The 15,058-nt window shown below is 64.7% G+C and carries 17 protein-coding genes and 1 tRNA gene; 16 read left to right on the top strand and 2 right to left on the bottom strand.

The window, feature by feature from the left end; translation table 11 throughout:
• The 6 genes from bioF (at position 1) to AC07X6_RS14885 (ending at position 7,044) form a co-directional block, all read left to right on the top strand.
• Complete coding sequence (bioF, locus tag AC07X6_RS14860; RefSeq protein ID WP_494791463.1) at positions 1 to 1,197, top strand: 8-amino-7-oxononanoate synthase; 1,197 nt, start codon at positions 1 to 3, stop codon at positions 1,195 to 1,197.
• Complete coding sequence (gene bioD / locus AC07X6_RS14865; protein ID WP_494791464.1) at positions 1,187 to 1,978, top strand: dethiobiotin synthase; 792 nt, start codon at positions 1,187 to 1,189, stop codon at positions 1,976 to 1,978. Before bioF ends, bioD begins: the two co-directional genes overlap by 11 nt.
• 31 nt (positions 1,979 to 2,009) lie before the next feature.
• Positions 2,010 to 3,056 carry a biotin synthase BioB gene (gene bioB / locus AC07X6_RS14870; protein ID WP_494791465.1) on the top strand — a complete coding sequence of 349 codons (1,047 nt, stop codon included), beginning with the start codon at positions 2,010 to 2,012 and terminating at the stop codon, positions 3,054 to 3,056.
• 94 nt (positions 3,057 to 3,150) lie between these two features.
• Positions 3,151 to 5,178: an acetyl/propionyl/methylcrotonyl-CoA carboxylase subunit alpha gene (locus tag AC07X6_RS14875; protein WP_494791466.1), complete on the top strand. Its 2,028-nt coding sequence runs from the start codon at positions 3,151 to 3,153 to the stop codon at positions 5,176 to 5,178.
• An 11-nt stretch (positions 5,179 to 5,189) separates the two neighbouring features.
• Positions 5,190 to 6,122, top strand: coding sequence for a 2-hydroxyacid dehydrogenase (locus AC07X6_RS14880; protein WP_494791467.1), 933 nt, complete (start codon positions 5,190 to 5,192; stop codon positions 6,120 to 6,122).
• A gap of 1 nt (position 6,123) precedes the next feature.
• Positions 6,124 to 7,044 carry a hydroxymethylglutaryl-CoA lyase gene (locus tag AC07X6_RS14885; RefSeq protein WP_494791468.1) on the top strand — a complete coding sequence of 307 codons (921 nt, stop codon included), beginning with the start codon at positions 6,124 to 6,126 and terminating at the stop codon, positions 7,042 to 7,044.
• Between the two features lie 104 nt (positions 7,045 to 7,148).
• On the opposite strand, the gene AC07X6_RS14890 is transcribed toward AC07X6_RS14885, so the two are convergent.
• Positions 7,149 to 7,225, bottom strand: a tRNA-Pro gene (locus AC07X6_RS14890).
• A 205-nt stretch (positions 7,226 to 7,430) separates the two neighbouring features.
• Between AC07X6_RS14890 and AC07X6_RS14895 the strand changes: the two genes are divergently transcribed.
• Genes AC07X6_RS14895 through AC07X6_RS14905 form a run of 3 tightly spaced genes read left to right on the top strand, consistent with a single transcriptional unit; the run spans position 7,431 to position 9,056 of the window.
• Complete coding sequence (locus AC07X6_RS14895) at positions 7,431 to 8,012, top strand: hypothetical protein (protein ID WP_494791469.1); 582 nt, start codon at positions 7,431 to 7,433, stop codon at positions 8,010 to 8,012.
• A 44-nt stretch (positions 8,013 to 8,056) separates the two neighbouring features.
• Entirely contained in the window at positions 8,057 to 8,689 is a 633-nt protein-coding gene (locus AC07X6_RS14900; RefSeq protein WP_494791470.1) for a nucleotidyltransferase domain-containing protein, read from the top strand.
• The gene (locus AC07X6_RS14905) at positions 8,628 to 9,056 is read left to right on the top strand and encodes a hypothetical protein (RefSeq protein WP_494791471.1); all 429 of its coding nucleotides are present in this window, start codon (positions 8,628 to 8,630) and stop codon (positions 9,054 to 9,056) included. The genes AC07X6_RS14900 and AC07X6_RS14905 overlap by 62 nt, the downstream gene beginning before the upstream one ends.
• 5 nt (positions 9,057 to 9,061) lie before the next feature.
• Here AC07X6_RS14905 and rsmI read toward each other — a convergent pair whose 3' ends face one another.
• Entirely contained in the window at positions 9,062 to 9,970 is a 909-nt protein-coding gene (gene rsmI / locus AC07X6_RS14910; protein WP_494791472.1) for a 16S rRNA (cytidine(1402)-2'-O)-methyltransferase, read from the bottom strand.
• Between the two features lie 165 nt (positions 9,971 to 10,135).
• On the opposite strand from rsmI, the gene AC07X6_RS14915 reads away from it, so the two are divergent.
• The 7 genes from AC07X6_RS14915 to AC07X6_RS14945 all read left to right on the top strand — a co-directional run bounded on the left by AC07X6_RS14915 (position 10,136) and on the right by AC07X6_RS14945 (position 15,030).
• Positions 10,136 to 11,338 (top strand): penicillin-binding protein activator, encoded by a 1,203-nt coding sequence (locus AC07X6_RS14915; protein ID WP_494791473.1) that lies wholly within the window; start codon positions 10,136 to 10,138, stop codon positions 11,336 to 11,338.
• 10 nt (positions 11,339 to 11,348) lie between these two features.
• Entirely contained in the window at positions 11,349 to 11,708 is a 360-nt protein-coding gene (locus AC07X6_RS14920) for a YraN family protein (RefSeq protein WP_230540019.1), read from the top strand.
• Between the two features lie 57 nt (positions 11,709 to 11,765).
• On the top strand, positions 11,766 to 12,362 hold the full coding sequence (locus AC07X6_RS14925) for a phosphoheptose isomerase (protein ID WP_034752465.1): 597 nt from the start codon (positions 11,766 to 11,768) through the stop codon (positions 12,360 to 12,362).
• Positions 12,355 to 13,041 (top strand): BON domain-containing protein, encoded by a 687-nt coding sequence (locus tag AC07X6_RS14930; RefSeq protein ID WP_230540020.1) that lies wholly within the window; start codon positions 12,355 to 12,357, stop codon positions 13,039 to 13,041. The genes AC07X6_RS14925 and AC07X6_RS14930 overlap by 8 nt, the downstream gene beginning before the upstream one ends.
• A gap of 86 nt (positions 13,042 to 13,127) precedes the next feature.
• Complete coding sequence (locus tag AC07X6_RS14935) at positions 13,128 to 13,649, top strand: peroxiredoxin family protein (RefSeq protein ID WP_474293683.1); 522 nt, start codon at positions 13,128 to 13,130, stop codon at positions 13,647 to 13,649.
• A gap of 98 nt (positions 13,650 to 13,747) precedes the next feature.
• The gene (locus AC07X6_RS14940) at positions 13,748 to 14,338 is read left to right on the top strand and encodes a sigma-70 family RNA polymerase sigma factor (protein ID WP_230540022.1); all 591 of its coding nucleotides are present in this window, start codon (positions 13,748 to 13,750) and stop codon (positions 14,336 to 14,338) included.
• The gene (locus tag AC07X6_RS14945; protein WP_494791474.1) at positions 14,335 to 15,030 is read left to right on the top strand and encodes an anti-sigma factor; all 696 of its coding nucleotides are present in this window, start codon (positions 14,335 to 14,337) and stop codon (positions 15,028 to 15,030) included. Before AC07X6_RS14940 ends, AC07X6_RS14945 begins: the two co-directional genes overlap by 4 nt.
• Positions 15,031 to 15,058: the final 28 nt, after the last annotated feature.

Below are 15,058 nucleotides of genomic sequence, written 5' to 3' on the forward strand. Positions count from 1 at the left end.
ATGGAACTGATCGCGCAATTGCAACAGCAACTGCAGGGGCTGGAAGAGCGCAGCCTGATCCGCCGCCGCCGCACCGTCGACACGCCGTGCGCGCCGCGCCTGACGGTCGATGGGCGCGACATGCTGGCCTTTTGCAGCAATGACTATCTGGGCCTGGCCGCGCATCCGCGCATCGTGGACGCGCTGAAAGAGGGCGCCGACCTGTATGGCGCCGGCAGCGGCGCTTCGCACCTGATCAGTGGCCACAGCCGCGCCCACGCGCTGCTGGAAGAGCGCCTGGCCGATTTCGTGGGCGCCAACCTGGAAAACGCCCGCGCGCTGTATTTCTGCACCGGCTACATGGCCAATTTAGCCGTGCTGACGGCCCTGGCGGCCGGTGATGCCGAAGCCGAGATCTTCTCGGAAGCGCTGAACCACGCCTCGCTGATCGACGGCACGCGTTTGTCCCGCGTCAAGACGCGCGTGTATCCGCACGCGGACCTCGATGCGCTGGCGGCCCTGCTGGCGGCCAGCACGGCCAAAACCAAGATCGTCGTCACCGACAGCGTCTTCAGCATGGATGGCGACCTGGCGCCGCTGCCCGCGCTGCTGGCCCTGTGCGAACAGTACGGCGCCTGGCTGGTGGTCGACGACGCGCACGGCTTCGGCGCGCTGGGAGCCAATGGCCGCGGCGCGCTCGAACACTTCGGCCTGCATTCGCCCTACCTCGTGTACGTGGGCACGCTGGGCAAATCGGCCGGCGTGGGCGGCGCCTTCGTTTGCGCGCATGAAGCCGTGATCGAGACGCTGATCCAGAAGGCGCGCCCCTACATCTTCACGACGGCCGCCGCGCCCGCGCTCGCGCATGCGCTGCTGGCCAGCCTGGACATCATCGCCGGTGAAGAAGGAAAACAACGCCGGATGCACCTGGCGGCGCTGGTGGCGCAATGGAACGAGGGCTTGCAGCTGCAGCGCTGGCAAGCCTTGCCGTCGCTCTCCGCCATCCAGCCCGTCATCATCGGCGAGAATGCGGACATGCTCGATATCGCCGCCCAACTGTACCAGCAAGGCCTGTGGGTCGGCGCCATCCGCCCGCCCACCGTGCCAGCGGGCACGGCGCGCCTGCGCGTAACCCTGTCGGCCGGCCATACGGCGCAGGAAGTGGCGCAATTGATCAACGCAGTCAACACCCTGGAAAGGACTCGCCATGAGCCTTGATGACCCCATCGTGGCGGAAGTGCTGGCGGACCTGGCGCCGGCCGTGCAGCCCGCACCGGCAGCCACCGGCCTGCCATCGCGCTTTGCCTGTTTCGTCACCGGCACCGACACGGAAATCGGCAAGACCTTGACGTCGTCGGCCCTGCTGCACGCGCTGGTGGCGCGCGGCGTGCGCGCCTGCGGCATGAAGCCTGTCGCCGCCGGCGCCGAGATGCGCGACGGCGAACTGCATAATGAAGACGCCGACAGCCTGATCGCCGCCGGCAACGTCAGCATGCTGCGCAATATCACCACGCCCTACATGCTCAAAGAAGCGGCCGCGCCGCACATCGCCGCCGCGCTGGAAGGCGTGAGCATCGAGTCGGTACCGATTCTGGCCGCCTACCTGGAAATCGCCGCCGCCTCGGACGCCGTCGTGGTCGAAGGCGTGGGCGGATTCCGCGTGCCGCTGTCGCCCGGCTTCGATTCGGCCGACCTGGCGCAGCAGCTCGATTTGCCCGTGATCCTCGTGGTCGGCATGCGTCTGGGCTGCATCAGCCAGGCCTTGCTGACGGTGGAAGCCATCGAAGCGCGCGGCCTGACGGTGATCGGCTGGGTCGCCAACACCCTGGAAGTGGAAATGCGCTTCCTCGACGAAAATATCGATGCGCTGATCGAGCGCATCCCGGCGCCGCTGCTGGGCAGGGTGCCGCGCCTGGCGCAGCCGAGCGCGGAAGCGGCGGCCGCGTATCTCGATTTCACCGGCCTGCCCAACTGGCCGGCGCAGCATCCCAACACTTAAACGCATTCAAAAATAGAAACGAAGGAATCACATGTCTCACGTCCAAGAAGCAGCAAAAACCGTCGAACTGCACCGCCCAGCGGCGCGCATCACCGTGCCGGAAGCGGCCACCTGGCCCGTCGCCGACGTGCTGGCCCTGTTCGACCTGCCTTTCAATGACCTAATGTTCAAGGCCCAGCAAACCCACCGCGTCAACTTCCCCGATGGCGACGTGGAACTGGCGACCCTGTTGTCGATCAAGACGGGTGGCTGCGAGGAAGACTGCGGCTACTGCCCGCAGGCGGCCCGCTACGACACGGGCGTGGAAGCGAAAAAAATCCTCGACATCGACACGGTGCTCGACGCGGCCCGCCAGGCGAAAGCCAATGGCGCCACGCGCTTCTGCATGGGCGCCGCCTGGCGCAGCCCGAAAGAGCGCGACATGGAAAAAGTCGAAGAGATGGTGACCAAGGTCAAGGCGCTGGGCCTGGAAACATGCGCTACTTTGGGCATGCTGGAAGAGGGACAAGCGGACCGCCTGAAAAACGCGGGCCTGGACTTCTACAACCATAACCTCGATACGGCGCCCGAGTTCTACGACAACGTCATCTCCACGCGCGAATACCAGGATCGTCTGGACACCCTGGGCCGCGTGCGCGAAGCGGGCTTGAAAGTGTGCTGCGGCGGCATCGTCGGCATGGGCGAGACGCGTCTGCAGCGCGCGGGCCTGATCGCCCAGCTGGCGAACCTGAATCCGTATCCGGAATCGGTGCCCGTCAATCACCTGGTGCAGGTGGAAGGCACGCCTTTGTTCGGCCTGGAAGCGCTGGACCCGTTCGAATTCGTGCGCACGATCGCCGTGGCCCGCATCACCATGCCGAAGGCGCGCGTGCGCCTGTCGGCCGGCCGCCGCCAGATGGGCGAAGCCGTGCAAGCCATGTGCTTCCTGGCTGGCGCCAATTCCATCTTCTACGGCGACAAGCTGCTCACCACCGACAACCCGGAAGCGGAAGACGACCGCGTCTTGCTGGGAAAACTGGGTTTGCAGACACGCGGCGCCATGCTGGACTCGGTACAGAAAGAGAAGTGCGGCTGCTGATCCAGCCCATGGGATGCGCCCCGCCCGGGCGCATCCCCTCCCAGCGACACCTCAGATAAAAAACTTCCAGCCACGAGCTGCAAAGAGAGAGACCATGTTCACTAAAATCCTGATCGCCAACCGCGGCGAAATCGCTTGCCGTGTCGCCGCTACCGCGCGCCGCATGGGCATACAGACCGTCGCCGTGTACTCGGAAGCGGACGCCAACGCCAAGCACGTCGCCGTCTGCGACGAAGCGGTGCTGATCGGCCCCGCGCCGGCCAAGGAAAGCTATCTGTGCGGCGACAAGATCATCGCCGTGGCGCTGGCCACTGGCGCCCAGGCGATCCACCCCGGCTACGGCTTTTTGTCCGAGAACGCCGACTTCGCCGACGCCTGCCACGCGGCGGGACTGGTCTTCATCGGCCCGCCGGCGTCCGCCATGCGCGCCATGGGCTCGAAATCGGCCGCCAAGTCGCTGATGGAGAAAGCCAACGTGCCGCTGGTGCCCGGCTACCACGGCGAGAATCAGGATGCGGACTTCCTGCACGGGCAAGCCGACAAGATCGGCTACCCCGTCCTGCTGAAAGCGTCCGCTGGCGGCGGCGGCAAGGGCATGCGCGTCATCGAGAACAGCGCCGATTTCAAGGCGGCGCTGGCTTCGTGCAAGCGCGAAGCGATCAGCTCTTTCGGCGACGACAAGGTGCTGGCCGAAAAATACCTGTCGCGCCCGCGCCATATCGAAATCCAGGTGTTTGCCGACACGCTCGGCAACTGCATCTACCTGTTCGAGCGCGATTGCTCGGTGCAGCGCCGTCACCAGAAGGTGCTGGAAGAAGCGCCGGCGCCGGGCATGCCAGCGGATCGCCGCGCGGCCATGGGCGAAGCGGCCGTCGCCGCCGCCAAGGCCGTCGGCTACGTGGGCGCGGGCACGGTGGAATTCATCGCCAACCAGGATGGCTCGTTCTACTTCATGGAGATGAACACGCGCCTGCAGGTGGAACACCCGGTGACGGAAATGATCACCGGTACCGACCTGGTGGAATGGCAGCTGCGCGTCGCCTTTGGCGAGCCGCTGCCGAAAAAACAGAGCGAATTGACCATCCACGGCCACGCCATCGAAGCGCGCATCTATGCGGAAAACCCTGAAAAAGGCTTTTTGCCGTCGATCGGCACCCTGCGCCACATGCAGTCGCCGGCGGCCGTGACGTTCGAGCTGGGTGGCACGCTGGTTCCCGCCGCCGTGCGCATCGATTCGGGCGTGCGCGAAGGCGACGCCATCTCGCCGTTCTACGACCCGATGATCGCCAAGCTGATCGTCTGGGGCGCGGACCGCCGCGAAGCGCTGGCGCGCATGGCGCAGGCGCTGGCCGACTACCAGATCGTCGGCCTGGCCAGCAATATCGCCTTTTTGAAGCGCCTGGTCGAAGGCCAGGCGTTTGCCGGCGCGGATCTCGATACGGGTTTGATCGAGCGCAATCAAGACACGCTGTTCCCCGCCCTGCAAGCGGCGCCCGACACGGCCCTGGCGCTGGCGGCAGTCAGCCTGCTGACGGAAGAAAAAACCGCGTCCGAAGCGCAGTCGGCCAACCGCGCCGACCCGTGGGGCAATGCCCTGGGCTGGCGCTTGAACAGCACCCTGGGCCGCAGCCTGGCGTTCGCCGACGAATTCGCGCTGGCGGGCGACAGCAAGGCCTATGCCGCGCGCATCGCCTACAAAACCGATGGCTGGCTGTTCAACGGCCAGCCCCTGAGCTTGACGGCGCGCAAAGGCAATGAGCTGCACATCAAGCTCGGTGAACGTGCCGTGCATGGCACGGTGCTGCGCGACGGCGAGCAGTTCCACGTATTCACCGGCGGCTTGCACTACACGCTGCACTACAGCGACCCGATGGCCCATGCGGGCGAGGTGGAAGCGGAGGGCGGCCGCCTGACGGCGCCGATGCCGGGCAAGGTCGTCGCCGTGCTGGTGAACAAGGGGCAGGACGTCAAGAAGGGCGAACCGCTGGTCATCATGGAAGCGATGAAGATGGAGCACACGATCGCCGCGCCGCACGACGGCCTGGTGGAAGACGTGCTGTACGCCGTCGGCGACCAGGTGGCCGATGGCGCGCCGCTGCTGGCTTTCAAGGCTGCCGCATAGAGGCAGCCACGATGCGCATCCTTTTACAACGCTCGGACGGCAAGGAAGCGGCGTGGATCGCCGATTTTAAAGACTTGCTGCCCGAAGCTGAAATCCACTTCTGGCGCGAAGGCGACACATTCGCGCCATGCGATTATGCCGTCGTGTGGCAGCCGCCCGCCGCCATGCTGCCGGCATTGAGCGAAGTCAAAGCCATCTTCAACACGGGCGCCGGCGTCGACGCGCTGTTGAAGTTCGGCGACGCGCTGCCCGCCCACGTGCCGCTGGTGCGCCTCGACGACGCGGGCATGGGCGTGCAGATGGCCGAATATGTGAGCCACGCCGTGCTGCGCCACTTCCGCCGCTTCGACGACTACGAGGCGCAGGGCCGCGCCGGCATCTGGCAGCCGCTGCCCGCCTTCGACAAGATGGATTTTCCCGTCGGCGTGCTGGGCATGGGCGTGCTGGGCACGCGCGTGCTGCAAGTGCTGGCACAGTTCGAATTTCCCCTGCGGGGCTGGAGCCGCAGCCGGAAGCACATCGATGGCGTGCAGTGTTTTGCGGGCGAAGAGGGGCTCGATGCCTTCTTGCGCGGCACGCGCGTGCTGGTGTGCATGCTGCCGCTCACGCCGGACACGCACAACCTGCTCGACCGCGCACGCCTGTCGATGCTGCTGCCGGGCGCCTACGTCATCAACGTGGCGCGCGGCGCGCATCTGGCCGAACCGGACTTATTGACGTTGATCCGCTCCGGGCATATCGCCGGAGCGACCCTCGACGTGTTCCGCAACGAGCCGCTGCCGCAGCAGCACCCGTTCTGGCAAGAACCGCGCATCACCATCACGCCGCATATTTCGGCCGCCACCCTGCGCCGCGAAAGCGTGGCGCAGATCGCCGCCAAGATGCGCCGCCTGCACGCCGGAGAGCTTGTGGCCGGCATCGTCAACCGTTTGCAAGGATATTGAGATGACCCCTATTACCAGTTTGCCCAAGCAGGTCAAGATCGTCGAAGTGGGCCCGCGCGACGGCCTGCAAAACGAAAAGGAAACCATCAGCGCCGCCGTCAAGATCGAGCTGGTCGACCGTCTGACCCTGGCCGGCTTCGCCAATATCGAGGCGGCGTCGTTCGTCTCGCCGAAATGGGTGCCGCAGATGGCCACCAGCGCGGAAGTGATGGACAAGATCGCGCGCCGCCCGGGCACCATTTATTCGGCGCTGACGCCGAACATGCAGGGTTTCGAGGCCGCGCTGGCGGCGAAGGCCGATGAAGTGGTGATCTTCGGCTCCGCGTCCGAGGCATTCTCGCAAAAGAACATCAATTGCTCGATCGCCGAATCGATCGCCCGCTTCGAAGGCGTGGCGAAGGCGGCCAAGGAACACGGCCTGCGCCTGCGCGGCAGCATCAGCTGCGCCTTCGGCTGCCCCTACCAGGGCGAAGTGCCGCTGGACGCCGTGGCCGACGTGGTGGGCCGCATGCGCGACCTCGGTTGCGACGAGATCGACATCGCCGACACCATCGGCGTAGCCACGCCGAGAAAGACGCAGGCGGTGATGCAGCGCGCCATCGCCGCCTTTCACGTGGACGGCCTGTCCGGCCACTTCCACGACACCTACGGCCAGGCGCTGGCGAACATCTACGCCAGCCTGGAAACAGGGATTGCGATTTATCATTCGTCCGTGTCGGGCCTGGGCGGCTGCCCGTACGCCAAGGGCGCCACGGGCAACGTGGCCACCGAGGACGTGCTGTACATGATGCAGGGACTGGGCATTGCCACCGGCATCGACCTGGATCTGGTGGTCGACGCGGGGCAGTTCATTGCGCAGCAGCTGGGGCGCAAGGGATCCAGCCGCGCCGGCAATGCGATTGCGGCGAAGCGCCTGGGATAAATAAAAGGGGCTGCGGCCCCTTTTTGCTGCCGGCCTTGCGCCGCAGGCGCTACAGACGAAAAAAAACCCAAGAGCCGAAACTCTTGGGTTTTTTTCTACAAATTTGGTCGGAGTACAAGGATTCGAACCTTGGACCCCCTGGTCCCAAACCAGGTGCGCTACCGGGCTGCGCCACACTCCGAAGACCAAGATAATACAGGCCGTATCGACTTCGGTCAAGGGTCAGGTGAAACTCTGTGTAAATTATTTACGCGCGGCACTGCGACTCATGTATTTTTCAAAACGATACAAGTATGCGACACTGGCTTGGCAAGTTTTCCCGATCAGACATGAAGGCGACGACGGCAATGGATTTCAGTATAGAAAGAAGCGGCGGCGGCCAGCCCATGCCGAATCGCCGCGGCATCGCGCTGGGCGTCGGCGTGTCCCTGCTGCTGCATGGCGCCTTGATTTACCTGTGGCGCCACGTGCAGCCAGCCGCGCTGCCGGATGCCGCGCCGCGCGTGGAATCGATCGCCGTGTGGATACGTCCGCTGGCCGCCAAGCCCCCGCCGCCGCCTGTCGAGGTGGTCAAGCCGAAGCGAGAAGCCAAACCCGTCAGCAAGCCGGCACGCGCCACTGTCCGCGAAACACCGGCGCCAGCGGCCAGCCCGCAAGCCATCACGGTCGTCCCGGCCACGCCGGCAGCCAGTCCCGACACCTTCAGGCAAGAAACTCCGGAAACGCCGAAATTCGATATGGAAGCGGCCAAACGCACGGCGCGCAAGATGGCGGGCGAGCGCGACCCGTCCAAGGTGGGCACGGCCGTGGGACAAATCCCCGACAAGCCCCTGCAAACGGAAACCCAGCTGGCGCGCGACATCGCCCAAGGCAAGCGCGGCGATTGCCGCACCGCCTATTCCGGCGCAGGCTTGCTGGCGCCCGTGCTGATGTTGCTGGACAAGAAGGATAGCGGCTGCAAGTGGTGATGGCCTGCTTGACTATACCCATATTGGGTACTAACATACCCAATATGGGTACTTTCGCAGACACATTGTTTTCCAAGACACAGCAGCGCGTGCTGGCTTTGCTCTTTGGCCAGGCACAACGGTCTTTCTATGCGAATGAAATCATCGCCTTCGCGGCCATCGGCTCGGGCGCCGTGCAACGCGAACTGGCCAAGCTGGTGAAATCGGCCCTGGTGACCGTCAAGAAAGTGGGCAACCAGAAGCATTACCAGGCGAATCACGATGCGCCGATCTTCGACGAGCTGCGCAGCATTGTGCTGAAAACCTTTGGCGTCGCCGATGTGCTGCGCGTGGCCCTGCAACCGTATTGGCAGGAAATCGACCTGGCCTTTGTGTACGGTTCAATGGCCAAGGGCTCGGAACATGCGCACAGCGACATCGACCTGATGGTGATCGGCAGCATGGCATCGAATGCCCAGTTGCTGGCAGCGCTGCAGCCAGCGCAGCAGCAGCTGGGCCGCAGCATCAACCCGACCTTGTATACGCGGGAAGAATGGCGGCAAAGAATAGACGACGGCAAGTCGTTCGTCGTGCGCATCCTCGAACAGCCCAAGATTTTTGTCAAAGGGGCCAACGATGACCTCACCGAACTCACAGGCGCTGGCGAACCTGGCGCGCATCGGCCAGCTCAAGGCTGAGCCAGCGGACGCACGCGAACGCGCAGGCTTGCTGCGCTCGGCCACCGTGCGCCTGCGCGATGCCAGGCAGCCGATACTGTCGCTGGAAAGCCGCTTCGACCTCGCGTATAACGCGGCGGCCCTGTCTGCGCTGCGTCAACATGGTTATCGCAGCGACAACCGCTATCTCGTCTTTCAAAGCCTGGAACACACGCTGGGTTTCACGCCGCAGCAGTGGCTGCTATTCAATCAGGCGCACCGGAAGCGCAACCTGGCGGAATACGAGGGCGATCTCGATGTCACACAGGGTTTTGTCGACGAGTTGATCGAGCACGTGGAACAATTGCTTGCGGCGGCACAGGCACTCGATGTCCAGCCGCCGTCCTGATCACCTTATTCCTGCCCCTTCAACTGCAACGCCCGCTCATACAGGGCGTTTTTCTTGCGGCCCGTGATTTGCGCCGTCAGATTCGCCGCCTGCTTGACGCTGCATTCGGCCAGCAGGATATTGAGGATGCGTTCCGCTTCCACGTCTTCCGCGTCCTGCGCTTCGGTGGCGCCTTCCAGCAGGACGACGAATTCTCCCTTTTCGCGGTGCGCGTCGGCGCGGATCCAGCTTTCCGCCTCGGACAAGGGGCAGCGGTGGATTTCCTCGAACAGTTTCGTCAGCTCGCGCGCGAACACCACTTGGCGCGTGGGCTCGAACGCTGCCGCCAGGGCCGTGGCGCAATCGAGGATGCGGTGCGGCGCCTCGTAGAACACCATCGTCGCCGTCAGGCCGCGCAGGCTGTGCAAGATGTTTTCGCGCTGCTTGGCCTTGGCCGGCAGGAAACCGACAAAGTAGAACTGGTCATTCAACAAGCCGCTGGCGGAAATGGCGGTAATCGCCGCCGATGGGCCGGGCAGGGGCAGCACGCGCAATCCCGCCGCGCGCACGGCGTCGACGATGCGCGCGCCGGGGTCGGACACGGCGGGCGTGCCCGCGTCGGAAACGAGGGCGATGCGCTCGCCCGCGTGCAGGCGCGCGATCAAAGTCTGCGCCACTTCGCGTTCGTTATGTTGATGCGCCGCAATCAATGGCTTGTTCAAGCCGAAGCGCGTCAGCAGGTGCGCCGTGTTGCGCGTATCTTCACAGGCGACGGCGTCGGCAAGGCTCAGCAAGTGCAGCGCGCGCAGGCTGATATCGGTCACATTACCGATGGGCGTGGCCACTATATACAATGTTGCGATAGGATAGACCTGGTGCGCCGCCTCTGTCATGATGGGCAGGCTGGCGATGGAACTGATTTCTTGTACGGTCATTTTGGAGGTTAAATGCTTGCTAATAGTGTGAAGTTACTGCTTGTTTGTGCCGCGACCGGCATGCTGAGCGCTTGCAGCACGCCTTGCGACGCGCCCGGGCAATTGTGCGCGCCTATTGAATCTAACACAAGGGCGCTGCCGCCACCGAAGCCGCTGCCGCCTCCCGTGCCGCCCAAGCCGCCCGCGCCCGAACCGGTGACGTTTGCCGTGGCCGTGCCCGATATTACCGCGTACGACGGCAGCGGCGCCCCGCTGGCGCCCATCGCCACCAAGCCGGCGACGGGCACGCCGCAGGACATGCCGGCCGCCACGGCGCCGGCGCCATCCGACGGCAATGTCCACCACATCGGCCTGCTGCTGCCGCTGCGCTCCGCGTCCCTGGGGCCGGCCGCCGAACTGCTGCGCGCCGGCTTCATGGCCGCGTACGAGCGCGACCGCAGCGGCTTCGAAGTGACGGTGATCGACACGGGCGACGGCAGCACCGACGTGCTGAACAAGTTTGCGCAAGCGCAAGAGGAACAGGACGTCGTCGTGGGTCCCTTGTCGCGCTCGGCCGTGACGGCCGTGGCGAACAGCGATCTGGTGCGCAAACCGACGATCGCCCTGAACCACCCGGACAACCGCGGCGAGGCGCGCCTGCCGGCCAAGCTGCTGGTGATGGGCCTGTCGATCGAGGCGGAAGCGCGCCAGGTCGCCGCCTGGGCCGCCAGCGAACAGCCGGGCGCCAGCGCGCTGATCCTGTCGGCCGGTTCGCCGTCGCAGCGCCGCGTCAGCGCCGCCTTCAAGCAGGAATGGCTGCGCCAGGGCGGCAAGGTCGATGCGATGGACTTGACGGCCACGAATGGCTACCTGAGCGATGCGGAACTGGTACAGCTGCGCGCGCGCCTGGCCGCGGCGCCCCCGGGCCTGCTGTTTGCCGCGCTCGACGCCGACCAGGCGCGCCAGCTGCGCGTGGCCATCGGCAGCGACCTGCCCCTGTATGGCACCTCGTCCTTGAATCCCGGCGCCGGGCGCGGCGCCAGCGGCCCCGAGCTCGACGGCGCGCGCCTGCTGGACCTGCCCTGGCAAGTGCAGCGCGACCATCCGCAAGTGATGGTGTATCCACAGCCGCCGCAGTCAGGCGACGTCCGCCCGACGGCCGACATGGAACGCCTGTACGCGCTGGGCATCGATGCCTTCCGCGTGGCGCGTGAAGTGGCGCTGCGGCCGAACGCGCCATTCACGCTCGATGGCGTGACGGGCCGCCTGGCCGTGCGCTTTGAGAACGATCAAAGCGTGTTCGAACGCACGGAACAAGCGGCCACCTACCAGCAGGGCGTGCTGGGCACCTGGCCGCCGGCCCCGCCGGCCGCGCCGCCAGCACAATAAGGACACCGCCATGCCGCCCTTCGCTTTCTGGAACAAACGGGAACAGGGACGGCAGGGGGAAGACGATGCGCTCGCATATCTGCTGCTGCAAGGCCTGGTGCTGCTGGAACGCAACTATCTGTGCAAGGGCGGCGAGCTGGACCTGATCATGCGCGACGGCGCCGCCATCGTCTTCGTCGAAGTGCGGCTGCGCAGCAGTGCCACCTTCGGCGGCGCCCTGGCCAGCATCACGCCGGCCAAGCAGCGGCGCATGGTGCTGGCCGCGCAAACCTGGCTGCAGGGGCAAAAGAGCTTGCCGCCGTGCCGCTTCGACGCGCTGGCCATCGACGGCGGACGGATCAGCTGGCTGAAGAACATCCTCGATATGTAAGCATTTTTAACAGTGCTTGTCCGCCATGCCGCGCGCCTGCACTATAATCGGCAGACTATGAATAATCAACGCATCCTCTCGCACTTCCACGAAAGTGCCGAACTCAAGATCCAGGCCGCCACCGTACTGGCGCAACCCATTGCGCAGGCGATCGACCTGATGTTTTATGCATTGTCCAACGGCAACAAGATCCTCGCCTGCGGCAACGGCGGTTCCGCCGCCGACTGCCAGCATTTCGCGGCCGAGCTGGTCGGACGCTTCGAACGCGAGCGCTTTCCGCTGCCGGCCCTGGCGCTGACGACCGATACGTCGATCCTGACGGCCGTGGCCAACGACTACAGCTACCGCGAAATCTTCTCGAAGCAGGTACAGGCCTTCGGCCAGGCCGGCGACATCCTGCTGGCCATCTCCACGTCGGGCAATTCGGCCAACGTGATGGCGGCCGTGGAAGCGGCGCTCGAGCGCGAAATGCGCGTCGTGGCGCTGACGGGCAAGGACGGCGGCGCCATCGGCAAGATGCTGACGGACGCCGACGTGCATATCTGCGTGCCGGCCGAACGCACGGCGCGCATCCAGGAAGTCCACCTGACCACCATACATTGCATCTGCGACGGCATCGACGTCGCGCTATTCGGAGGAGACGTGAATGACTAAATTCGGTACTGGCCCGGGCTGGAAACGCGTACAACGCCCGCTGGCCACCGCACTCTTGTGCGGCGCCATGCTCACTTCGCTCACCGGCTGCATCGAACTGATGGTCGGCGGCGCGGTGATGGGCGGCGTTGCCGCGGCGGACCGCCGCACCCTGGGCGCCCAGACCGAAGACAAGTCGATCGCCCTGAAAGGCGAATCGCGCATTCCCTCCATCGTGGGCGATGCCGGCCACGTGAATGTCACCAGCTTCAACCGCCGCGTCCTGCTGACGGGCGAAGTGCGCGACGAGGCGATGAAAAATGCCGTCGAGCGCGAAGTGCGCAATATCGAGGGCGTGGAATCGGTGGCGAATGAACTGATCATCGCCGGCCCGGCCAGCTACACCTCGCGCTCGAACGATGCGCTGATCACCACCAAGGTCAAGGCCAGTCTGGTCGACATGAAAACCATCTCGGCCGCCTCGTTCAAGGTCGTCACGGAAAACGGCACCGTCTTCCTGATGGGCCGCGTGACCCAGCGCGAAGGCACGGTCGCGGCCGACGTGGCGCGCGGCGTCGGCGGCGTGCAGAAAGTGGTCAAGCTGTTCGACTACATTTCGGAAGCGGAATTGAAGCAATTGCAGCCCGATCCGCCGCAACAGCGCACGACGAACACGGTCAGCGATACGGTCCAGCAGTAAACGCCTCCGCCGTTTGACCTACGGCGCCAGACTGACGATGCGTCTATAATGGCCGCATCGTTGCTCTACATTAGTGAAACTTTGCCATGTCAACTTCGCCCTCCGCAAGCAAGTCCTGGATCAAGCCAGCCCTGATCGCCGTCTTCGTGGCGGGCGTGGCGGCAGCCGGCTATCTGTCGCTGAATGACAAGCAACGCGCGCCGGACGTGACCTTCCACGGCATCCATGGCGAGAAAATCACCTCCGCCAGCCTGCGCGGCAAGGTCGTGATGGTCAATTTCTGGGCCACCTCGTGCACTACTTGCGTGGCGGAAATGCCGGAAATGGTCGACACCTACAACAAGTACAAGGGGCAGGGACTGGAATTCGTGGCCGTGGCCATGAAATACGATCCGGCCAACTACGTGCTGAACTTCGCCGAAACGCGCCAGCTGCCGTTCAAGGTGGCGCTCGACGTGACGGGCGAGGCGGCCAAGGCCTACGGCGACGTGGCCCTCACGCCCACCACCTTCGTGCTCGACAAGCAGGGCAAGATCCTCAAGCGCTACGTGGGCAAGCCGGAATTTGCCGAACTGCATAAATTGCTCGAAACGGCCATCGCCGGTTAAGACACCGCGCAAACACGGCGCAAAACCCTGTTGCCAAGCGTTGTCAATCTGTTATAACCTTCCCAGGCGTGATCCCATTCACCTTGTGAAGGCCAGCCGTGTCCCCAGCCGCTCAATCGCTCGACCCGCAGCAACTCAAAGCCTGGCTGCTTGCCACCGGGAACAAGGACGCCACGGCGTTCCGCCAGCTGTATACTTCTACCTCATCGAAACTGTTTGGCTTCGCGCTGCGTATATTGCATAAGCAAGAGCTCGCTGAAGAAGCCTTGCAAGAGGGGTTCGTCGCCATCTGGAACAACGCCGCCGCTTACCAGAGCCATCTGGCGGCGCCGATGACCTGGATGGCCACCATCGTGCGCAACAAGGCGTTCGATGTGCTGCGGCGCAGCGACGATACCGTGGAAATCGATGCCGAACAGTTTGATAGCGAAGTCATGAATGCACTCCGGGACCCCCAGGCCACGCCGATCGAGTCGCTGCAACTGAGCGGTGACGCCAAGGCGCTGGCGTTTTGCATGTCCGCCCTGGAAGGGCTGCACCGGCAGGTGGTCGCCCTGGCGTTCTATCACGACCTGTCGCACAGCGAAGTGGCGCAGCAGATGTCGCTGCCGATCGGCACCGTGAAGACGTGGATACGCCGCAGCCTGGAACGGCTGCGCACGTGCCTGGCGAAACGGGAGGCATCATGAATATCCGCGGCAATGACGCGCTGCGCCAGAAACTGGCGTCCGAATACGTGCTGGGCACCCTGAAAGGGGGCGCGCGGCGGCGTTTCGAAGGCTGGCTGCACAACGACGCCGACTTGCGCAATATCACGGCCGAATGGCGCCAGCGCCTGGAACCGATGGCGGAATTCGCCACGCCCGTGGCGCCGCCCAAGCGCGTGTGGCAACAGATCGAGCAGCGCCTGCACCTGGCGCCGCAGGGCGGCTGGTCCTGGTTCGGCGATGCGCTGTCGTTCTGGCGCGGCCTGGGCATGGCGTCGAGCGCCATCGCCGCCTTGCTAGTGATCGTCTTGGCCACGCGCGTGATGGAGGCGCCGCAGATCAGCTATGTCGCCAGCCTGACGGACGAGAAGGCGCAAACGGCCCTGCTGCTGACGGCCGACAGCCGCCACGGCGCGCTCGAAGTGCGCATGGTGGCCAACGCGCCCGTGCCAAGTGATAAGGATCTGGAACTGTGGGCCGTACCAAAGAGCGGCAACCCGCGCTCCTTGGGCTTGCTGGCCGACAAGGGCAACGTGAAACTGGCGTTGTCGCAGCGCGCCATCGGCAGCGACGTGGCCTTGCTGGCCGTCACCCTGGAGCCGAAAGGCGGTTCGCCGGATCCGAACGGACCGACGGGACCAATCTTGTATAAAGGTAACTGGGTGAAAATCTAGCGAACCCAAAAGCAAGAACCGGGGTCGT

It is taken from the genome of Janthinobacterium sp. GW460-12-1-14-LB5 (genome assembly GCF_059423585.1).